This is a genomic window from Caulobacter sp. P1_B12_2 (genome assembly GCF_056406675.1).
The window spans coordinates 1-3,297 of the sequence record NZ_JBFTZS010000488.1; the positions used below are offsets into that span (position 1 = coordinate 1).

A 3,297-nucleotide genomic window follows, 5' to 3' on the forward strand; every position below is an offset into this window, starting at 1 on the left:
GCTCTATATCGACTGCCTGTTTGGCGCGGGCCTGTCGCGGCCGCTGGAAGGCGAGGCCGATCGCCTGGCGCGGGTCATGCCCGGCGCGCGGATCGTGGCGGTAGACGTGCCCAGCGGAATCGTCGGCGACACCGGACGGCCTCTGGGCGAGCGGGCGCTGAAGGCGGCGCTCACCGTCACCTTCCATCGCCGCAAGCCGGCCCATGTGCTGGTCCAGGGCCGGGCCGCCTGCGGCGAGGTGGTGGTGGCCGACATCGGCTTGGATCAGACGGGGCAGGGGCGTCTGTTCGAGAACGAGCCCGGCCTGTGGGCAGAGCGTTTCCCCTGGCCGGCGGCCGACGCCCACAAGCACGCCCGAGGTCGGCTGATGGCGGTCAGCGGCGAGGCCTGGAACACCGGCGCGGCCCGGCTGGCGGCGCGGGGCGCTTTGCGTATCGGGGCCGGGGTGGTGACCGTGCTCTCGCCGCCCAACGCCCTGGCCGTCAACGCCGCGCACCTGGAAGCGGTGATGCTGGCGCCGTTCGAGAGCGAGTACGACCTGCAGACCCGCGCCGCTCAGGCGGACGCGGTGGTGATCGGGCCGGCGGCGGGCGTGGGGGAGGCGACGATGCGGCACGTCTTCGCCCTGGCCCGCAACGGCGCGGCCCTGGTCGTCGACGCCGACGCCCTGACCAGCTTCGCCGAGGATCCGGCGGTGCTGTTCTCGGCGCTGGATCGTGATGACGTGCTGACCCCGCATCCCGGCGAGTTCGAGCGGATCTTCCCCGGGCTGCTGGCCGCTTCGCCCGAGCGCATCACCGCGGCGCGGGAGGCCGCGCGGCGGGCAGGGGCGGTGGTGCTGCTGAAGGGTTCGGACACCGTGGTCGCCGCGCCCGACGGGCGGGCCGCGGTCAGCCTCAACGGCGCGCCGTGGCTAGCCACCGCCGGGGCGGGCGACGTGCTGGCCGGGTTCATCGGCGGGCTGATCGCCCAAGGCATGGAAAGCTTCGAGGCCGCCTGCGCGGGCGCTTGGATCCACGCCGAAGCGGGGGCGTCGCACGGACCCGGGTTGATCGCCGAGGATCTGCCGGACCTGGCGCCGTCGGTGCTGGCCAGGCTGTGGAAAGCTCGGACAAGCGGCTAATTGTCGTTGCGGATCAGGACAACCTGGCTGCGGACGCCGTCATCGAACAGGGTGTGGCTTATGGCCAGGGCCGCCTGGAACGTTCGCGCCTCGACGGTGTCGGTGAAGAGGACCCGGGTTCCGTGCTTGACGGTCCAACCCTTCTCATCCTCGACGACTTCTATGGTTTCCATGGCGGGCTCGCTGGACGAATTCAGACGCGAACCGTCCGAGGCCAGAACGTTTCGCATTGGAATTTCAGGAGGAGGAACACCGGCCCGGGCGTCAGTCGGGGGGGCATGGCCCGGGCCGGTGTAAATCCGGGGCGTATTGAACAACCGCGGACATCTCCATAACCGGCCGCGAGGAAAGTTGTTCCCGTTGCGCGAAGAAATAATCGAGCGTCCCGACCAGAGCGCCAGAAGCGCCCGGATCGCCTCGCGGCTTGCCAATCTCGCCAGGCATGTCTAACCCGCTCCGGCGCATCATGCGGATGTGGCGAAACTGGTAGACGCACTAGATTTAGGTTCTAGCGCCGAGAGGCGTGGAGGTTCGAGTCCTCTCATCCGCACCACTTCGCCGGACCTCTGGTCCGGCGGGGCGCACCCCTTCACCGGGCCTTCAGCCCGGCGAGGCGCACGACTTATCGGGACTTCCGTCCGATGAGTGCGTCAATGCCCTTGGATGGTCGCGAAACGCGTGACATAAGGGCGCTCTTTCGCCGCCCCGGTGACGTGGGCGGCTTTGATGTTTTGACCCCTGGGGCGGACGACGGGCGCGAGCGCCCGAAGAGCCGAGAAGCTAAGAATGTCGATGCAAATCGTTGAAAAGTCGGGCGAAGGCCTCAGCCGCGTTTATGGCGTGACGGTGCCCGCGAGTGAACTCGCCACGCGTCTCGAAGCCCGGATCGCCGAGGTCGCGCCCCAGATGAACGTCAAGGGCTTCCGCCCTGGCAAGGTGCCGACCGCGCACGTTCGCCGCCTCTACGGCAAGGCCCTGATGGGCGAAGTCATCGAAGCGACGCTGAACGAAGGCGCCCAGAAGGTGCTGGACGACAACAAGCTGCGCCCGGCGGGCCAGCCCGACCTGAAGCCCTCGTCCGACATGGACAAGGTGCTGGCCGGCGGCGAAGACCTGGCCTTCGAACTGGCCGTGGAAGTCATGCCCGACTTCGAGCCGATCGACCCCGCGTCGATCGAGCTGGTGAAGCCGGTCTACAAGATCTCGGACGCCGAAGTCGCCGAGGCCCTGGCCGACCTGGCCAAGCAGGCCCGCACCTATGAGCCTCGCAAGGGCAAGTCCCTGAAGGCCAAGGACGGCGACCAGCTGCTGATCGACTTTGTCGGCACCATCGACGGCGTGGCGTTCGACGGCGGCACCGCCGAAGGCGCTGAGCTGACCCTGGGTTCGAACCAGTTCATCCCGGGCTTCGAAGCCCAGCTGGTCGGCGCCAAGCCGGAAGACGTCGTCACCGTGAAGGTCGACTTCCCGGCCGACTACCAAGCCGCCAACCTGGCCGGCAAGGCCGCCGAGTTCGTCACCACCGTCAAGGAAGTGCGCGCCCCGGTCGACGCCGAGCCCGACGACGAGCTGGCCAAGCGCTTGGGCCTGACCGACCTGCAGGCCCTGAAGGACCTGCTGAAGTCGAACCTGGAAGGCCGCTACAGCAACTCGTCGCGCTTCAAGCTGAAGCGCGCCCTGCTGGACATCCTGGACACCAAGCACGACTTCGCCCTGCCGCCGCGCATGGTCGACGCCGAGTTCGCCGGCATCTGGCAACAGGTCCAGGCCGACAAGACCCAGGGCGGCCTGCCGCCCGAGGACGAAGGCAAGACCGAAGACCAGCTGAAGGACGAGTACAAGAAGATCGCCGAGCGCCGCGTGCGCCTGGGTCTGGTGCTCGCCGAGATCGGCCGCAAGAACGACGTGGCCGTCACCGAGCAGGAACTGGCCGACGCCATGATGCGCGAAGCCCGCCAATACGGCGCGCAAGCCCAGCAGGTGTTCGACATGTACCGCCAGCGCGCCGATCTGCAGGCCGCCCTGCGGGCCCCGATCTACGAGGACAAGGTCGTCGACCTGATCTTCGGCAAGGCCAAGATCGAGGAAAAGGAAGTCTCCAAGGAAGAGCTCCTGGAAGAAGACGACCTGCCGGAAGGCTACGGCGGCTAAGGCTCCGTTCGCCGAACGAAATC

At 68.1% G+C, this 3,297-nt stretch carries 3 protein-coding genes and 1 tRNA gene; 3 read left to right on the plus strand and 1 reads right to left on the minus strand.

Translation table 11 applies throughout. The features are described from left to right. Positions 1-1,123: NAD(P)H-hydrate dehydratase (locus tag AC1DZ6_RS22005; protein WP_477099254.1), on the plus strand; the 1,123-nt coding region annotated here is incomplete at its 5' end. Here AC1DZ6_RS22005 and AC1DZ6_RS22010 read toward each other — a convergent pair. Next, on the minus strand, positions 1,120-1,296 hold the full coding sequence (locus AC1DZ6_RS22010; protein WP_477099255.1) for a hypothetical protein: 177 nt from the start codon (positions 1,294-1,296) through the stop codon (positions 1,120-1,122). The genes AC1DZ6_RS22005 and AC1DZ6_RS22010 overlap by 4 nt on opposite strands. A gap of 295 nt (positions 1,297-1,591) precedes the next feature. Between AC1DZ6_RS22010 and AC1DZ6_RS22015 the strand changes: the two genes are divergently transcribed. Both AC1DZ6_RS22015 and tig read left to right on the plus strand, forming a co-directional pair. Continuing rightward, positions 1,592-1,676, plus strand: a tRNA-Leu gene (locus tag AC1DZ6_RS22015). 239 nt (positions 1,677-1,915) lie between these two features. Beyond that, complete coding sequence (gene tig, locus AC1DZ6_RS22020; protein ID WP_477099256.1) at positions 1,916-3,274, plus strand: trigger factor; 1,359 nt, start codon at positions 1,916-1,918, stop codon at positions 3,272-3,274. The last annotated feature ends 23 nt before the right edge of the window (positions 3,275-3,297 follow it).